The 15611-nt window shown below is 68.5% G+C and carries 13 protein-coding genes and 1 rRNA gene; 6 read left to right on the plus strand and 8 right to left on the minus strand.

Going from position 1 to position 15611, the window contains the following annotated elements; translation table 11 throughout:
* Both rrf and ACGFIB_RS31750 read left to right on the plus strand, forming a co-directional pair.
* Positions 1-78: ribosomal RNA gene (gene rrf / locus ACGFIB_RS31745) — 5S ribosomal RNA — on the plus strand; the annotation flags it as partial.
* Between the two features lie 1854 nt (positions 79-1932).
* The gene (locus ACGFIB_RS31750) at positions 1933-2316 is read left to right on the plus strand and encodes a cell division protein SepF (protein ID WP_142575021.1); all 384 of its coding nucleotides are present in this window, start codon (positions 1933-1935) and stop codon (positions 2314-2316) included.
* A gap of 211 nt (positions 2317-2527) precedes the next feature.
* Here the strand turns inward: ACGFIB_RS31750 and ACGFIB_RS31755 are convergent, their stop codons facing one another.
* The 4 genes from ACGFIB_RS31755 to ACGFIB_RS31770 form a co-directional block, all read right to left on the minus strand.
* Entirely contained in the window at positions 2528-3841 is a 1314-nt protein-coding gene (locus ACGFIB_RS31755) for a hypothetical protein (RefSeq protein ID WP_393377029.1), read from the minus strand.
* A gap of 160 nt (positions 3842-4001) precedes the next feature.
* The gene (gene argS / locus ACGFIB_RS31760) at positions 4002-5723 is read right to left on the minus strand and encodes an arginine--tRNA ligase (protein ID WP_393376775.1); all 1722 of its coding nucleotides are present in this window, start codon (positions 5721-5723) and stop codon (positions 4002-4004) included.
* Between the two features lie 51 nt (positions 5724-5774).
* On the minus strand, positions 5775-6803 hold the full coding sequence (plsX, locus tag ACGFIB_RS31765; protein ID WP_357263428.1) for a phosphate acyltransferase PlsX: 1029 nt from the start codon (positions 6801-6803) through the stop codon (positions 5775-5777).
* A gap of 17 nt (positions 6804-6820) precedes the next feature.
* Entirely contained in the window at positions 6821-7390 is a 570-nt protein-coding gene (locus tag ACGFIB_RS31770; RefSeq protein WP_393376777.1) for a DUF1707 SHOCT-like domain-containing protein, read from the minus strand.
* A 388-nt stretch (positions 7391-7778) separates the two neighbouring features.
* Between ACGFIB_RS31770 and ACGFIB_RS31775 the strand changes: the two genes are divergently transcribed.
* Positions 7779-8726, plus strand: a complete 948-nt coding sequence (locus ACGFIB_RS31775) for a hypothetical protein (RefSeq protein ID WP_393376778.1) — start codon at positions 7779-7781, stop codon at positions 8724-8726.
* Between the two features lie 273 nt (positions 8727-8999).
* Here ACGFIB_RS31775 and ACGFIB_RS31780 read toward each other — a convergent pair whose 3' ends face one another.
* From ACGFIB_RS31780 to ACGFIB_RS31795, 4 genes are read right to left on the minus strand one after another with little or no spacing between them, the layout of a single operon-like run.
* Positions 9000-9179, minus strand: coding sequence for a hypothetical protein (locus tag ACGFIB_RS31780; RefSeq protein WP_142575017.1), 180 nt, complete (start codon positions 9177-9179; stop codon positions 9000-9002).
* A gap of 60 nt (positions 9180-9239) precedes the next feature.
* Positions 9240-9776 carry a YbhB/YbcL family Raf kinase inhibitor-like protein gene (locus ACGFIB_RS31785; RefSeq protein ID WP_393376780.1) on the minus strand — a complete coding sequence of 179 codons (537 nt, stop codon included), beginning with the start codon at positions 9774-9776 and terminating at the stop codon, positions 9240-9242.
* Between the two features lie 19 nt (positions 9777-9795).
* Positions 9796-10575 (minus strand): ABC transporter ATP-binding protein, encoded by a 780-nt coding sequence (locus tag ACGFIB_RS31790; RefSeq protein ID WP_142575034.1) that lies wholly within the window; start codon positions 10573-10575, stop codon positions 9796-9798.
* A gap of 34 nt (positions 10576-10609) precedes the next feature.
* Entirely contained in the window at positions 10610-11515 is a 906-nt protein-coding gene (locus tag ACGFIB_RS31795; RefSeq protein ID WP_142575015.1) for an ABC transporter permease, read from the minus strand.
* Positions 11516-11911: 396 nt separating this feature from the next.
* Here ACGFIB_RS31795 and ACGFIB_RS31800 point away from each other — a divergent pair, with 396 nt between their 5' ends.
* The 3 genes from ACGFIB_RS31800 (at position 11912) to ACGFIB_RS31810 (ending at position 15606) form a co-directional block, all read left to right on the plus strand.
* Complete coding sequence (locus ACGFIB_RS31800) at positions 11912-13606, plus strand: peptide ABC transporter substrate-binding protein (protein ID WP_142575014.1); 1695 nt, start codon at positions 11912-11914, stop codon at positions 13604-13606.
* 133 nt (positions 13607-13739) lie between these two features.
* Entirely contained in the window at positions 13740-14666 is a 927-nt protein-coding gene (locus tag ACGFIB_RS31805) for an ABC transporter permease (RefSeq protein ID WP_142575013.1), read from the plus strand.
* The gene (locus tag ACGFIB_RS31810; RefSeq protein ID WP_357241185.1) at positions 14659-15606 is read left to right on the plus strand and encodes an ABC transporter permease; all 948 of its coding nucleotides are present in this window, start codon (positions 14659-14661) and stop codon (positions 15604-15606) included. The genes ACGFIB_RS31805 and ACGFIB_RS31810 overlap by 8 nt, the downstream gene beginning before the upstream one ends.
* Positions 15607-15611: the final 5 nt, after the last annotated feature.

Consider the following 15611-nt stretch of genomic DNA (forward strand, 5'->3'; position numbering starts at 1 on the left):
CCGAACCCGGAAGTTAAGCCTGCCAGCGCCGATGGTACTGCACCGGGGACGGTGTGGGAGAGTAGGACGCCGCCGGACAATCTTTGTGAAGGGCCATCCCATTGGGGTGGCCCTTCCGCATTTCCAGGAGAGTTCACCACCCCCCCCTTTTGTTTGTTTGTGGTGTGGGGGGTTGCCCCGGCTGTGGTTGGCCGGGGCTTTCGCATGTCCGGGGTTCGCGTGTCCGAGCTTTCGCGCGTAAGCAAGTGCCGCGCAAGCAGCGATGTGGGAGAGGCGGACCGGCTGGGTGGCGCGAGCAGTGCCGCGGGAGGAGCGGAGCGGGCGGGAGGGAGGACCGCAGCGAAGGCCCAGCGGAGCGGGTTTCGCGAGGACCGGACCTTCCGGCCGGCGCAGTGACGTCCCAACCTCGACGCCCAAACCCTGACGTCCTAACCCGACGTCCTAACCCTGCACCCCAGCCGCGACGCCCTGGCCCCGCCGTCCCAACTCGTCCGACCACATCACCTCCAGCCACTGGACGTCCGGCGACGCCATGCTCGTTCGGCACTCTGAGGCCTTCTGCGCTGGCGTCCTGGCGGGACAGCTCACGCCCCCCGCCTTGAGCCTCAGAACGCGATCAACACGCCCTACGGTGTGCGTCTGCCCCAGGCCGAGGGGTGGTCGCTACCGGGACTCACAGATGCTCTTCAACGGCGGACGGCGAGGTGCAGGAAACCGGGTGCAGGAGATTGGGTGCAGGAGACCGGGTGCAGGAACCGACGGCCGAGTACGCGCTCGCGTTCGGCAAGGGAGACCGTCGGCAAGGGAGACCGACCGTCCTACGCCCACAAGAGGCTTTGCCGGGTGTCCCAGTCCAGACGCCTGAGGACCCTTCGGCCTTCCACACCCACTGGTCGGCCTACTACGCCCACGAGACGCCGTAACCCGACGCTCCGTGCCATGAGGAGGCGCCACCGCGTGCAACCGCGTGAGCCGAGGCGTCGCTGCCGTGAGGGGGCACCGATGCCGTGAGCCGAAATTCAGAGGCGGGGGGCCATCGACCGCGCCCATGCACGCACGAGAGAATCGGCGGGTGCTTTCTGGACAGATTACGGCCATGGGTGGGCCGCTTCCGGCTCGAGAGCGCGTGGGTGACCGTTGCCTGCCGTTCGCGACCGCAGCGACCGCTGGGCTCGGATCACGTCCCCATGCGGGCTGCGTGCCGAGAGCCGGCAGCGGCTGTCTGCCCGCGGTGTCACCGGTGTCTCCTACCGGCCGCGAGCTCGGAGATGCGGCCCTGCTTCGCATTTCCGCCAGCTTCACGATCTTCTCCGGCATCTCCCCGCCGGCCTCGTGGAAGGCGAGCGGGACGCGGGTCTGCGCCGCTTTGAAAACCGGCGGACGGTCGAAATGAGGCGCGATATCGATCTCCGAGGAGGCGCTGCGAGGAAAGACTTTCCTCTGGCTGTTCCCCCGATTGCGACCACCGTCGTTCGCGAAGCGGCCTCTCGAGAACGATCATCAGGCGCGCCGCGTCGTTATCGAAAATGCTTTCGAAATGCAAATTCCCGAAGTCTCCACCCGCAATTCGATCTTCATTGGGCCGCGTCTCGATTCGCGCGCCTGGGGGGCGGCACTCTGGGCTCTACCTGCAAGATCGTATTTCGGGAACCAGGCATCGGTGGCGTCCGTTGTGATCTACTGAAGGCGTGCCGTCGTACGAGGTGACTGTGAGAAATGTTTGCGATGGGTTCCATGGGGTAGGCGGGTTCGCGAGTTACCCTGGAAGGGCTGACGAATTGACGATGAAGACACACTTACCCGGCCTCCACATTATCCAGCCAACAACACTTAAACGGCCGGGCGTGTCGGCGGGGGTTCGCTGAATCGTCGATTACGGTCCCGTGTGTCGGGACGAGCCCGGAAAAGGACAAGCCGGAAAAGGACGAACCGATGGGGGCTGTGCGCAAGGTGGCGAGCTACCTTGGCCTGGGTGGGGCAGAGCAGTACGACGATGAGGCCTACGCCGAGGACGAGTACGAGGACGACTGGATGCCGGCGGCTGAGCGTGCCGCCAAGCGCTGGCAGCCCAATGCCGACCCAGCCCGTATTGTCATGGTTCGCCCGCAGAAGTATGACGACGCCCTGACGATCGGCCGGCACTTCCGCGAGGGCCACACGGTGGTTATGGATGTGGCGAGCATGTCGACGGCTGAGGCCACGCGAATGGTGGACTTCGCCGCAGGCTTGGCCTACGGCTGCGAGGGGCGTATCGAGCGGATCGCGGACAAGGTCTTTCTGATCACTCCAGCGACGGTGGAGGTCTCCACCGCCTGATCTGACTGAGCCGGCTAATCCAGATGAGCCGGCTCCGATCCTGTGCCCGCCGCCCACCCGGTCGGCGGGCACAGTCGTGCGTGGCGCTCCCTATACGGCCTGCGGACCGGCGTCGACCGTCTCCCGCACGCCCCGGTGCGGGCGTCGACCGTCCCTGTACGCCCCGGCGTAGGCGTCGACCGGGTCCGGCACTCCACAGGGGCGGCGGCCCCTATGCGGCGCGCGGACCCCGGCGCAGGAGCGTGGACAGCTCAGCCAGGTCCCGGTCGGCGTCAGAGGCGCGCTCCTCCGACTCCCTGGCGTACTCATGCAGGGCCCAGACGGCCTTGTCGGCGAGGTCGCCGAGCTTGCCCGCCCGTGTCTGAACGAACCGAACGTCCGAGTGTTCCCGGACGCGGTGACGCCACAGCAGATGCCCGCCCACGGCGGCGACCAACAGCCCGACGAGGGCGAGCGGCGGCGAGATCACGAACCCGCCGGCCACGATGACGACGGCGAGGACCAGGAGGACGTATCCGGGCCAGGGCCGGGTGCGCTTCGGCACGCACTCGGTGACGAGCTGCTGCTCCGCGGCCGCCATCGACTCCTGGTCGGGGCCCTCGGGTCTGAGCGTGATCGGATAGCCGAGGATCGGCACGTCCATCGTGTCGGGCGGCGGCTCGCGCACCACCCCGACGAGAGACTCCGCCGCCCCCCTGACCGCCGGCGCCGCCACGTGCAGGGCGAGAGCGGCCATGTGGGGATCGGCGTCCGGCGCCAGGTCCTGCAGCAGATGTCCGGTGAGCGAGCTCAGCGGCCCTTCCTGGCCGCCCTGGCCGGCCAGCGCGCGAAGCACGGCCAACGGCTCGTCCTCGGCCCATACGGTGCCGCGTACGACCTTGGTGACCTCGCCGGCCTGCCGGGTGGAGGTGATCTCGGTGCAGCGGTCGCGCAGACGGCGCAGGGTGACCGACGCCCGCAGCGACCGCTCGATCTCGGCGACCTTCGCCAGCTCGGGGAACGCCTCAAGAGAGGCGGGCACGGACGTCTCAGGCAGAGCGGGCACGAGGGCCTTCAACCACCGGTCGTCGGTGGCCGGCACGTTCACCGCGTCGAGCTTGCGCAATACGAAGATCTTGCCGACCGGTCCGTACGCCCCGCGGGCGGCGGCGAGCCACAGCGCCCGCTGGCCGGACGTCACCGGACGGTCCTCGGACAGGTCGCCGAAGGCGGTGCCGAGCCAGGACGCGTGGATTCGGTCGCCGTGGCCGCAGACGGCGAGGGCGAGGCACAGGAACAGGGCGGTACGCCGCTCGTCCAACTCGTTGGCCAGGGCCAGGGGCTCCAGGGCGTCCTTGCCGGACCTGATGAGGACGAGGGCCCCGACCGCGGGCCCCAGCCAGTATCCCGGCACGTCGGTGACCCCCGGCGGCAGGTCGGGCGCGGTCCCGTCCGCCGCCAGGCTGACGATCAGTGCTTCGGCGTAGCGGTGCAACTCCGTGGCCTCGGCCAGATTTCCTGGGTCCGGGCTCGTGGTCAGGTCCATGCTCACGCGGAACGCTCCCCGAGGAGTCGGCTGGCACTCCCTTGACCGCGCCAGACTAGACGCTTGGTGTGACAGTCATGGGCGAGGCGCGCCGTGAAGGGGTCTGACCCGCGGAAACCGGCTTCCTCCGTGTCCGCCGAAGCGGAATCCGGCACCCCGCTCACATCCGCTCGGGGACTTCGATGCCGAGCAGGTCGAGCCCGCGCAGCAGCACACGCAGGGTGAGCGCCGACAGAGCCAGACGCGACTCCCGTACGGACTCCTCCTCGGCCTTGAGGACCGGGCAGCTCTCGTAGAACGAGGTGAACGTCTGGGCCAGGTCGAACAGGTAGTTGCACAGCCGGTGGGGCTCGGACAGCTGGGCGACGGCGGCGACGACCGAGCCGAAGCCGAGCAGCTGCAGCGCGAGCGCCCGCTCGGCCGGATGGCCCAGCGTGATCGGGCCGGTGACCGACTCAGGCTCGACCGCGCCGTTGCGGAAGATCGACCGGATGCGGGCGGTGGCGTACTGAAGGTACGGCCCGGTGTTGCCGGTGAGGGCGAGCATGCGGTCGAAGTCGAACACGTACTCGCTGTCGTGGCTGACCGACAGGTCCGCGTACTTCACGGCGCCCATGCCGACCTGACGCGCGATCTGCCTGCGGGCCTCCGCGTCGTATCCGCGGTCGGCGATGACGGCCTCGGCCCGGACGACGGCCTCGTCCAGCAGGTCGGTGAGCTTGATCGACTCGCCGCTGCGGGTCTTGAACATCTTGCCGTCGCTGCCGAGCACGCTGCCGATCTGGACGTGCTCCGCCTTGACGTCGTCGTGCAGCCATCCGGCCGTGCGCGCCGCGGCGAAGACCATCTGGAAGTGGAGCGACTGGGTGGCGCCCACGACGTACAGAATGCGGTCGGCCTTCAGATCGCGCACCCGGTAGCGGATCGCGGCGAGGTCGGTCGTGGCGTAGCCGTACCCGCCGTCGCTCTTGCGGACGATGAGCGGCAGCGGCCGGTCGTCGCGGCCCTTGAAGCCGGGCGGGAACACGCACAGCGCGCCCTCGCTGATCTCGGCCACGCCCGTGCGCTCCAGCTCGTCGCAGACGTCGGGGAGCATGGGGTTGTACATGCTCTCGCCCGCGATGTCGTCGTCGGTGAGCGTGACGCCCAGCGTCCGGTACACCTTGCGGAAGTAGCGGTTGCTGTACTCGATGAACTCACGCCACAGGCGCAGGGTCTCGGGGTCGCCGCCCTGCAGCAGCGGCACCCGGCGGCGGGACCGCTGCTGGAACTCGGGGTCGTTGTCGAACTTGTGCCGCGCCGCCTGGTAGAAGGCGTTGCCGTCGCCGGCGGCGAGCATGCCGAGCGCCGCCTCCTCGCCGATGTCGAGGAGGTGCTCGATGAGCATGCCGAACTGCGTGCCCCAGTCGCCGAGGTGGTTCTGCCGGATCACCTGGTTGCCCAGGTGCTCGTGAGTGCGCGCGAGGGTGTCGCCGACGATCGTGGTGCGCAGGTGGCCGACGTGCATCTCCTTCGCGGCGTTCGGCGCCGAGTAGTCGACGATCACGGTCTGCGGGGCCGGCTGCGGCACGCCGATGCGCTCGTCGAGCAGCCGCCGCGCGGCCTGCTCGGCGATCCAGCCGTCACGCAGCGTCAGGTTGAGGAACCCGGGCCCGCTGACCTCCACGCTCAGGTCGGCCGTGTCGAGGTGGTCGGCGATGGTCTGGGCGACCTCCCGCGGGGCACGTCGGAGCCGCTTGGCCAGGCTGAGCGCGACGTTCGCCTGATAGTCGGCGAACTGGGAGGGCCTGATCAGCGGATCTTCGGTGGCGTGCTCCGGACCGAAGGCGGAACCCAGCGCCTGCTGGACCCGCTCGGTGAGCACGAGCTGCGGGTCGGTCATGGACCAAGCTTATCGGCGTGCGCCTTCGGCCCGCCGTTCCATATTCGGCGGTCACCAGCGGCGGTGCGACTTGTTGGTGGTGGCGACCCGCTCACCGATCCTGGCGATGATGCCCTGGGCCGACAGGCGGGCCGCGAGCTCGCAGGCGGCGGCCACGCCGCGCGCCCGCGACGAGCCGTGTGCGATCACGACGGTGCCGTTGAGGCCGAGCAGCACGGCCCCGCCGTGCGCCTCGGGATCGAGCCGGCCGGCCAGCTCCCGGAGCCGGGCCCGCTGCAGCATCCCGCCGAGCCTGGCCACCCGGCTCTCCGCGAGCGTCTCCCTGAGCTGCTCGAAGGCGTACCGCACGGTGCCCTCGACGGTCTTGAGCGCCACGTTGCCGGTGAACCCGTCCGTGACGACCACGTCGACCTTCCGCGTGAGCAGGTCGTGCCCCTCGATGTTGCCGGTGAAGTCGATGCCGGGCGTGGCGGCGAGCAGTTCGTGGGCCCGTTTGGCGAGTTTGTTGCCCTTCTCGGGCTCGGCGCCGATGGTGAGCAGGCCGACGCTGGGACGCGGCATGCCGAGCGCCGTCTCGGCGTACGCCACGCCGAGGTGGGCGAACTGCACCAGCATCTCCGGTTTGGCGTCGGCCGTGGCGCCCGCGTCGAGCAGCACGGTCGGCTGGGGCAGGGTCGGCAGGCCGACCGCGATCGCGGGGCGTACGACTCCCTGCTGGGCCCGCAGCCGCAGCCGGCCGGTCGCGACGACGCCGGCCGTCGAGCCTGCGGACACCACCGCGCAGGCGTCGCCGCGCCGCACGAGGTGACAGGCGATGGCGATGCTGGAACGGGGTCGTCTCAGGCTCGCGAGCGCGCCCTCGTCCATCGCCAGCGCCTCCTCGGCGCGCACGATGGGGATCTCGCTGACCGCGTCGTGCCGGGCGAGCTCCAGGTAGAGCACGCGGGGATGGCCGACGAGCACGACGGGCACATTCCGCTCCCGCACGGCCTGTACGGCTCCCGCGACGATCTCCCCGGGTGCGTTGTCGCCGCCCATGGCGTCTAGGGCCACGGGCAGCGCACGGCCGGTGGGCTGCATGGCCGCATCGTAGGCCGTCAGCGACGGGTCCCGCGGTAGACCACGATCTTGCCGAAGCGCGCGTTGCCGGTGATGCGGATCAGCGGGCCGTCGCCGTCGTCGTCCCCTCCGGTCACCGAGCGTTTCGAGAAGACCGCGTTGCCCTCGTCGGCCACCCTGGCGTTGGCCGGCACGGTGACGATGAGCTTGCCGCAGAAGGAGTTCAGCTCCAGCGTCACCTCACGGCCGGGCAGGACCGCGTCGCTGAGATCCACGATCAGCGCGCCGAAGACCGAGTTGAGCTCGGTGTGCCGCCCGGCGACCCAGCGTCCGCGCCGTATGATCTTGCTGAACACCGCGGAGACCCGGTGTCTTTCGGTGGGGAGCGTGGCCGGGAGGTGGGTCGCGCCGGGCAGGTCCCTTGTCAGGGGCGCGAGGTCGCCGACGGTCACGGCGCTGTAGGTGGCGTCGAGCCGGTCGGCGTGTTCGATGCTCGTCAGGCGGCCGGTGGCCAGCGCATCGCCGAGGACGGCCGCGATCCGGTCGCGGTCGGCGTCCGAGGCACGTTGTGCGGGATCGTCGCCCGCGTACGGTGTGAGGGAGGTCACCTCGCCAGCGTAGCTCTTGTCGAGATATGTCGCGAGAGGGCGGGTTCGGGAGCGCCTCCGGACCGGCAGGGTCACGACGTCCGTCGGCGCGTCGCTAAAAGTGAGCGGAAAGATCTGCCGTCGAGCCTGGGCGCCGTGTTTACCGTCGCTTTCTCCGGAGGCGGGATTGGGGTGACCGCGAAGTGGGCCTCCGATGCTCGATATGCCGACTTGTCCGGCACAGTGCTCGCCGGGCATCCCCTGGTCAGCAGGGCTTTCCACCGTGATCGGCAGTGATAGAAATGCCGACGTCTTTGTCGGCATGCTCGCCGACGCACGGGGGTTCTTGGGTTCGTCATTCCCACTCTCGTGAAAAGGAATATGAACCGGGGGCAAGTCAATGAAACAAGTGGTTAGGACAGCCGTCGTCGCCGTCACGATCGGTATCGCCGGCATGCTGGCGGCGCCCGCGCAGGCCGACGTGTGCGCGCAGAAGTGCACGGAGCACCGGGTCACGACGGTGGCGAGGCTTCTGGCCGATCTGCAGGGCACGGCCGTCGGCGGGGCGACGGCCGGCGTCGTCGCGCAGGCCGACGCGGCCGCCGAGGTGGCGGTGAACCTGACCGCTGACATCAGGGCCGACCTCGTCGCGGTCGCCAGGCTCAGCGGCACCGTCACAGCCGGCCTGTCCGCCGAGGCGAACGCGCAGATCAGCGCGGCCGCCGACATCGCGGCCGACATCGTGGCCGACGCCGCCGTCACCGTCGAGGCCAACGTCGTCGCCCGGCTGGAGGCCCACCTGTCGGCCGTCCTGGTCGCGGTCGCGGACGTCAACGCGGCTCTCGCAGCCAAGGTGAACATCGCCGCGGGCGTCGTCGCCCAGGTCGGCAAGCCGGTCGTCGCGGTCTCCGGTCAGACCGCCGCCGCCGTGGACGCCTCGGCGGCGGCCGTCGCCACCGCGGGTGCCGCGGTCCACGCCGGGCTCAACGTCACCGCCAGGCTCAACGCGCTGCTCAGCCTCAAGGGCGCCGCCGCGGCGACCGCCGGCAGCGCGGGCGGCCTGCTGGCGCTGGTGCCGTGCGAGACTCCGGCGGACGGCGCCATGAGCAGCACCCAGGCGACGGCCACCGAGGCCGCCGCCCAGGCCGACGCCAACGCCCACGCGGTCACCAAGACCATCCGGAACACCACGGACGCACCGGCGCAGGGAGCCGCCGCGACCGCGGGGGCCGCGGCCGAGCTCGCCACCTCCGCGTCGGCCACGGCCGACGCCGCCGCGTCGAGCACGACCTCGTCCGCCCCGGACGCGGTGGCCGGCGTCGCGCCGACCGGACGCCAGGGTGGGTACGGCAAGTGAGCCACGCCTGAGGGCCTCGGTCGTCGTTGCGACGACTCGCCGAGCGGCATCGAGGTCACGGGTACGGCAGGACCATCGGAAAGACGTCGATGACGAGAAGCGGCCGGCGCCCCCGAGGGGCGCCGGCCGTCCGGCGTCGCACAGAAGGTGTGCGTCGCAGAGCGTGCGCGCAGCGGATCGGCCACCGGATCGGCACCGGATCGGCACCGGATCGGCTGGATCGGTACCGGGGCGGCCGGTGCCCGGTCGCATGCGGCAGGGCTCGACCGGCCCTCAGTTGGGCGAGGCCGGCGAGTCGAACCGGGCGCGCAGGTGGGTGCGCCTGGCGATCTGGGCCTGCAGGCGGGCCATCTGCCAGTGCAGCTCGATGAGCTGCTCGGCGATCAGCCCGACGGGAAGCTCCGAGGGATCTTCGGTGGCCAGGTTGTCGATCGCCGTCGCCAGGTCGCTCATCTGCCCTCCCCTATGTCGAATCTCCGTTCGAATCATAGTGGAACAGGCAGCCCTCTCGCATCAGGTTTCGTACACAGGTGCGATAAAGCTGCGGGCGACCGTGTTGGCGGTGACGTTGAAGCCGACGACGGCCGGCGGCGTGCCGGTGTCCACGCCCAGGGACTCCACACTCAGGGCGTGCACGGCGAACAGGTAGCGGTGCGGGTGTCCGGGGGGCGGCGCCGCCCCGCCGTACTCCTTGGTGCTGAAGTCGTTGCGCGCGTGCTTGGCGCCCTCCGGCAGCCCCTTGAAGTCGGGGCCGTTGCCCGCGCCTGCCGGCAGCTCGGTGACGGTGGCCGGGATGTCGTACAGCACCCAGTGCCAGAAGCCGCTGCCCGTGGGCGCGTCGGGGTCGAAGCAGGTGACGGCGAAGCTCTTGGTGCCCTCGGGGGCACCCGACCAGCGCAGATGAGGGGAGATGTTCTGCCCGCTCATGCCCCAGTCGTTGAACACGTGGGCCTCGGGGAGTCGCTCGCCGTCGCGTACGTCGTCGCTCTCGACGGTCAGCGCGGGCACCTCGGGCAGATGGTCGTACGGGATCGGTGGCGGGGTCGGCACGGTCACCCCTCCGTTTCTCTCAGGCCTTGTTGTACGCCTCCAGGACCTCCTGGGGGTCGCCTTCCATTCTGATCTTTCCCTTGTGCAACCAGATCACCCGGTTGCATGTCTCCTCGATCACGTCGAGGTTGTGGGCGACCAGGAAGACCGTTCCGGCGGCGTCGCGCATCTGCTTGATGCGCTGCTGGCTCTTCCGCTTGAAATCGCGGTCACCGGTGGCGAGGGCCTCGTCGATGAGCAGCACGTCGTGCGTCTTGGCGGAGGAGATGGCGAAACGCAGCCGGGCGCCCATGCCGGACGAGTACGTCGACATGGGGAACTGGACGAAGTCGCCGATGCCGGAGAAGTCCACGATCTCGTCGTACTTCTCGCGTACCTCGCCCGGCGTCATGCCCATCGCGTAGCAGCCGAGGATGATGTTGCGCTCGCCCGTCAGTTCCTTCATGAGGGCCGCGTTGACGCCGAGGAGCGACGGCTGCCCGTTGGTGTAGACGGCGCCCTTGTGCGGAGGCAGGAGACCGGCGATCGCGCGCAGCAGCGTCGACTTGCCCGAGCCGTTGCGGCCGATGATGCCGATGGCGTCGCCGTGGTGGGCGACGAAACTCACGCCCTTGACGGCGTGGACCTCCTTCATCTGCGGCCGGCCTTGCCGCCGCAGGATCCGCATCAGCGCGCTGGCCGCGTTGCCCTTCTCGGAGTCGCCGGACGAGCCGTACACCTTGTAGATGATGTGGAGGCCGTCGACGATGACGGTCGGGCTTCCGGCCTTGGGATTCTGCGGGTTCTGCGTCTGTGGGATTTGGGGTGCCACCTGCGACAGCTCCTTGGTCGGCTCAGCCACGGCCGTACCTCTCCTCGGCCCGCCAGAAGTACCAGAAGCCGACGATCAGTGCGAACACTGCCCAGAATAGACAGGTAACCCACGCCCAGCGTTCGGGGAACCGTTGGTAGATCAGCAGGTCGCGCATGAACTCGATGTAGGCGGCGGCCGGGTTGAACTCCAGCACCCACCTGAGGATGTCCGGCAGGTCCTTGGTGCGGTCGTCGATCGCGTAGAAGACGCCGGAGGCGTACAGCCAGGTGCGGGTGATGAACGGCAGCAGCTGGTTCATGTCCCGCATGAACGCGCCGAGACGGGCCATGAACATGCCGGTCCCGATGTTGAAGACGAGCTGCATGAGCAGCACGACCGGGATCAGCAGCCAGAGCCAGCTCACCGGCTCTCCGGTGACGAGCACGAGGAGGACGAGCACGGCCATGGAGTAGCCGAGCTGCTGGAGCTCCTGGATGGTGTACGCCAGGGGGAGGGCGGCCCGGGGGAAGTGGAGCGCCCGGATGAGGGACAGGTTCGACGAGATGGACTTCGCCCCGCTGATCACCGTGCGCTGGGTGAAGGTGAATACCATGACCCCGGTGATGAGGAACGCCGGGTAGTTGTCGATCTGCTTGCTCTGCCCGAGGATGACGCCGAACATCAGCCAGTACACCGCGGCGTTGAGTAGCGGGGTCAGCACCTGCCAGAGCTGGCCGAGCATCGACTCCGAATACTTGGAGACGTTGCGCGAGGTGGCGTACGTGAGGATGAAGTGCCGCCGGTCCCACAGTTGGCGCAGGTAGGCGGGCATGCTGGGGCGTGCGATGGCGCGTCGTAGTCCGTGACGCTCGGCGAGCGCGGCCAGCGACTCCGGGGCTCGGCCGCCACCCTGGGCCTCCGCGAGCGCGGATTCCGGCTGGCTCATGGCATGGACTCTATTGGATGGAGGTCGATGGGACGGCTGTCGCACCGGACGTGGCTGCGACTGGTCAAAGGTAGCCCAGGACATCCTGATCCGGGGACCAGGGGCGCGGGTGTCGCCTCGGCCTTCGATCCAAGGACCGGCCGTCTGTGGGTATATGTACTGCAAAGAGGAGTTTGATGCCGTGCAGGGCATTTAAGGTTGGGCTCACAGGATTTGTGCGTGTGACGCCCGACTGACGCACGTGTGACCGAACTGCAACGTGCCGGAGACTCGTCTGGTGCGTCCGGTGAGGGATGCTCCGGACGACTGGCAGGACGTCAGCTGGTTTGACGATGCCCGGCAAACCGGGTTCTTACCAGCGTGAACGCCCATCCTTAGAGGGAGGACCAATCCACTATGCGCGTGACTAAGGGCGCGAAGATCGCCACCGGCACCGCGCTGCTTGCGCTCGGCGTCGCCGCGTGCGGCGGGGGCGGCGGGGGTGGCGGTTCCAGTAGCGGAGGCGGGGACAACCCCCGGGCCGCGACCGGAACCGTGTTCATTCGTGGTTGTGAGCCGCAGACGGGCTTCGTCCCCGGAAACATCAACGAGACCTGCGGCGGCACGATCAACGACTTCGTGTACAGCAAGCTCGTCAAATACAACTCGGACACCGCTGCTCCCGAGCTCGACCAGGCCGAGTCGATCGAGACCACCGACAACAAGGTGTGGACGATCAAGCTCAAGTCCGGCCTGAAGTGGACCGACGGCACGCCGGTCACCGCGAAGAACTACGTCGACGCCTGGAACTACACCGCGTACTCGCCGAACGCCCAGCTCGGCTCGTCGTGGTTCGCCGACATCAAGGGCTTCGACAAGGTCAACACCGAGGACCCCGACGGCCCCGACGGGCCGAAGGAGGCCCCCAAGCCCGAGACCGACAAGCTGTCCGGTCTCGAGGTCGTCGACGACCTGACCTTCAAGGTCACCCTGAACAACCCCATCGCCGTGTTCCGCACCAAGCTGGGGTATTCGACCTTCTCGGCGCTTCCTGACGCGTTCTTCAAGGACCCGAAGGGCTTCGCGCAGAAGCCGGTCACGAACGGCCCCTTCAAGTTCGTGCAGTGGGACCACAACTCGCAGATCATCGTCGAGGCCAACCCCGACTACGCCGGGCCGGAGAAGCCCAAGGTCAAGAAGATCGTCTACAAGATGTACAAGGACGACAACGCGGCCTACGCGGACCTGGTCTCCAACAACCTCGACTTCACCGAGCTGATCCCGCCGTCGGCCCTCGCCGGCGACAAGTGGAAGACCGACCTCGGCGACCGGGCCATCGACGGCCAGCAGGGCGTCATCCAGACGGTCACCTTCCCGCTGTACGACAAGGAGTTCGGCGGCAACGCCGACTTCCGCAAGGCCGTGTCGATGGCGATCGACCGGCAGACGATCACTGACAAGATCTTCAACAAGGGTCGTTCCCCGATCAACGGCTGGGTCTCCCCGATCGTCGAGGGCTTCAAGGACGGCGCCTGCGGCGAGCTGTGCACCTACGACCCCGCCAAGGCCAAGGAGTACCTCGCCAAGGCCAAGGCCGCGGGCTACACCCCGCCGGCCGAGTTCCCGATCTGGTCGAACGCCGACGGCACTCACAAGGAGTGGATCGAGGCCACGGTCAACAGCATCAACCAGGCCTTCGGCGCCGACGCCGGCGTGAAGTTCGTGCACAAGGACATGCCCACCTTCGCCGAGCTGCGTGACACCATCACCCAGCACAAGATCAAGGGCGCGTTCCGCACCGGCTGGCAGATGGACTACCCGCACATCGAGAACTTCATGAACCCCCTGTACAAGACCGGCGCGTCCTCCAACGACGGTCTCTACAGCAACAAGGCGCTCGACGCGAAGCTGCACGAGGCCGACACCGCGACCGACCCGGCGCAGTCCAACGCCCTCTACCAGGAGGCCGAGGCTATGCTGCAGCAGGACATGCCCGCGATTCCGCTGTGGTCGTACGGCCTGCAGGCCGGCACCTCCAAGTGGGTGACCGGTGTCAAGGTCACTCCCTTCGGCGAGCTCGACCCGCTGTCGATCGCGATCAAGGAAGCGTAGGGACAGCTCGTACGTGATTCGCCCGAGGCCGGTTCCCCACCGGGACCGGCCTTGTGGGCTGTTCATCTGCGTTCCCCCGTGTTGACCCGCGGGGGGCGCGTGTACGACCTTTAGCGTCAGATCGGAGGTGCGCATGGGCCGATACGCGATCCGGCGCCTGCTGCAACTCGTGCCTGTCGTGCTAGGCACGACTTTCATCATCAACTACATGGTCTGGCAGCTCCCGGGTGACCCGTTCGCCGGGAGATGCGGTCAGCGTCCCTGTCCCGACGCCTACGTCACGGCCATGCGCGAGCAGTTCGGCTTGGACCAGCCGCTCCTGGTGCAGTACGGGAACTTCCTGAAGAACCTGGTCACGGGCAACCTCGGCGTCGACTTCAACAGCGTGTCGGTGGCGAGCCTGCTCGGCGACGCCTGGCCCATCACCATCAGGCTCGCGCTGATGGCGGTGATCTTCGAGGCGGTCATCGGAATCGGCGCCGGCGTGCTGTCGGGCCTCAAGCGCGGCGGCTTCATCGACAACGTGGTGACGATCTCCACGCTGTTCCTGCTGTCGCTGCCCATCTTCGTCACGGGCTACCTGCTGCAGTGGCTGCTCGGCGTGCAGCTCGGCATCATCACCCCGACGGTGACGGACGAGGCGACGGTGCCCGAGCTGATCGTCCCGGCGCTGGTACTGGCCAGCCTCAACATGGCGTTCACCGCGAGGCTGACGCGCACGAGCATCGTCGAGAACCTGCGGTCCGACTACGTCCGCACCGCCGTCGCCAAGGGACTGAGCAACCGCCGGGTGGTCGCGATCCACCTGCTGCGCAACTCGCTCATCCCCGTGCTGACGTTCCTCGGCACCGAGGTGGGCTCGCTGATGTCCGGCGCGATCATCACCGAGGGCATCTTCAACATCCACGGCATCGGCGGTCTGCTGTGGCGGGCGATTTTGGACCAGGACTACACGGTCGTGGTCCCGGTGGCCACGCTGCTGGTGCTCGTCTACCTGCTCGCCAACCTGCTCGTCGACCTCCTCTACGGCGTGCTCGACCCGAGGATCCGCTATGAGTGACCCGACCGCGACGCAAGACCTGATCAAGGGAGCGGACGAGCCGGCCGCGAGCCCGGTCGCGGTGCGGAACGGCCATCGTGGCCTCTGGAGCGACACCTGGGACATCCTGAAGCGGCGCAAGATCTTCTGGATCTCGCTCGTGATGCTGATCGTGTTCCTGCTGATGGCGGCCTTCCCGTCGCTGTTCACGCACAAGGACCCGGAGTACGCGACGCTCGCCAAGAGCATGGAGCTGCCGAGCGCGGACGCCTGGTTCGGCTACGACCTTCAGGGGCGCGACGTCTACGCCCGCGCCGTGTACGGCGCCCGCACCTCGATCATTGTGGGTGTGCTGGCCACGCTGGCCACCGTGATCCTCGGCGGCCTGACGGGCGTGCTCGCGGCCTACTTCGGGCGCTGGCTCGACGCGGTGATCTCCCGCGTCGGCGAGATGTTCCTCGGCCTGCCTTACGTGCTGGGCGCGATCATCATCCTCGGCACCGTCGCGCCGGCCCAGTCGAACCCAGGCAAGGCGACGATCATGGCGGTCGTCATCATCGTGCTCGCCCTGCTGGGCTGGCCGATCCTGATGCGCATCGCCCGCTCGGCCGTCATCCAGGCCAAGCACCAGGACTATGTGCAGGCCGCCAGGGCACTGGGAGCCGGCCCGCTCCGGATCATCTTCAAGCACCTGCTGCCGAACTCGCTGGCGCCGATCCTCGTGTACTCGACGATCACGATCGGCAGCTACATCGGCGCCGAGGCCACGCTGTCGCTGCTCGGCATCGGCCTGCGCTCGCCGGTCATCTCCTGGGGCATCGCGATCGCCGACCACGCCTCGTACATCAGGACCGCGCCGCACGCCATGTTCTTCCCGGCCGGGTTCCTGTCCCTGTGCGTGCTGACCTTCGTCATGCTCGGCGAAGCCGTACGCGACGCCCTCGACCCGAAGCTTCGATGAGGAGG

The sequence above is a fragment of the Microbispora bryophytorum genome, from assembly GCF_043197435.1.
GTDB lineage: Bacteria > Actinomycetota > Actinomycetes > Streptosporangiales > Streptosporangiaceae > Microbispora > Microbispora bryophytorum.

What these genes read in the sequence shown, in the direction of transcription:
- ACGFIB_RS31750 (WP_142575021.1), top strand. Translation starts at nt 1,933, where the DNA reads ATGGGGGCTGTGCGCAAGGTGGCGAGCTACCTTGGCCTGGGTGGGGCA.
- ACGFIB_RS31780 (WP_142575017.1), bottom strand. Translation starts at nt 9,179, where the DNA reads ATGAGCGACCTGGCGACGGCGATCGACAACCTGGCCACCGAAGATCCC.
- ACGFIB_RS31795 (WP_142575015.1), bottom strand. Translation starts at nt 11,515, where the DNA reads ATGAGCCAGCCGGAATCCGCGCTCGCGGAGGCCCAGGGTGGCGGCCGA.
- ACGFIB_RS31755 (WP_393377029.1), bottom strand. Translation starts at nt 3,841, where the DNA reads ATGGACCTGACCACGAGCCCGGACCCAGGAAATCTGGCCGAGGCCACG.
- ACGFIB_RS31800 (WP_142575014.1), top strand. Translation starts at nt 11,912, where the DNA reads ATGCGCGTGACTAAGGGCGCGAAGATCGCCACCGGCACCGCGCTGCTT.
- ACGFIB_RS31805 (WP_142575013.1), top strand. Translation starts at nt 13,740, where the DNA reads ATGGGCCGATACGCGATCCGGCGCCTGCTGCAACTCGTGCCTGTCGTG.
- ACGFIB_RS31810 (WP_357241185.1), top strand. Translation starts at nt 14,659, where the DNA reads ATGAGTGACCCGACCGCGACGCAAGACCTGATCAAGGGAGCGGACGAG.
- plsX (WP_357263428.1), bottom strand. Translation starts at nt 6,803, where the DNA reads ATGCAGCCCACCGGCCGTGCGCTGCCCGTGGCCCTAGACGCCATGGGC.
- argS (WP_393376775.1), bottom strand. Translation starts at nt 5,723, where the DNA reads ATGACCGACCCGCAGCTCGTGCTCACCGAGCGGGTCCAGCAGGCGCTG.